General features: G+C 61.7%; 1 protein-coding gene. It reads left to right on the forward strand.

All coding sequences use genetic code 11. The features are described 5' to 3' along the window. Positions 1–118 precede the first annotated feature (118 nt). The coding region (locus FHW73_RS17310) for an IS4 family transposase (RefSeq protein WP_183427998.1) at positions 119–1,044 on the forward strand (926 nt) is incomplete at its 3' end.

Genomic DNA, 1,044 nt, shown 5'->3' on the forward strand with positions numbered 1-1,044 from the left:
CTGAGGTATCCCCACATTTTCCTGAGCTAGATCAGGAGGTTGCGTTCGGGAGAGATGGAAACAAGTGCGCGCATGGCGCAGTCTTCAAGGTGACTAAGCCAGAGAAGGACTGCGAGCCATGCGCGCCAGCGAAGTATTGCAGAGGTGTCTGGGGGATGCACTGGGTCCGATGCATGCCTTGCGTGCGCGGGCGTTGTTGAAGGCGGTGGAAGCGCTGAGCTCGGGCTGGCGACTGACGCTGATGGACTTGGCGCGATGCTGGCCGGGAGCCAAGCGGGTGAGTGCCCCGCTCAAAGCGGCAGATCGCTTGTTGGGCAATCGGCATCTGCAAGCCGAATGTCTGTCGCTGCATACCGCGATGGCGCGTTGGTTGTTGCGAGGAGAGCGGCCGTTGATCGTGATCGACTGGAGCGATCTGAAGGCCGATAAATCCTGGTGTTTGCTCCGGGCCGCCGTTCCCGTCGGAGGCAGGACACTGACCTTGCTTGACCGGGTATACCCGGGCGATGAGCAAGGTTCTCCCCGTGCCGAACAGCAGTTCCTGCAACAGTTGCAGGCGCTAATTCCTGAAGGGATACGCCCGATTCTGATCACCGATGCAGGCTTCCGCACGCCGTGGTTCCGGGCGGTGCAGGCGCAGGGCTGGAGTTGGGTTGGCCGCCTGCGTGGCACGACGTTGGTCAAGCCGGCCGAGGAAAATCGACCGGCACAATGGGTTCCGTGCCGGTCCCTTTGGCAGCTTGCGCAAAGCAAGCCGCGCGAACTGGACCTGATGCACATCAATCGGAGCAATCCACTGGTTTGCCGTCTGGTGATCCACGGCAAGACCCCTCGCGGGCGCAAGCACTACAGCCGACGCCACCGAACCCAAGTCGCACGCAACTCGCATAGCCGCAAAGCGGCGGCAGGCGTGCGAGAGCCATGGCTGATCATCGCCTCACCGGATCTGACCGAAGCCAAAGCCAACCAACTGGCTGAACTGTATGCGCGTCGCATGCAGATCGAAGGCAGCTTCCGAGATCTCAAGTCACACCGCTACGGTGC

It is taken from the genome of Luteimonas sp. RC10, assembly GCF_014192745.1.
Taxonomy (GTDB): Bacteria; Pseudomonadota; Gammaproteobacteria; order Xanthomonadales; family Xanthomonadaceae; genus Luteimonas.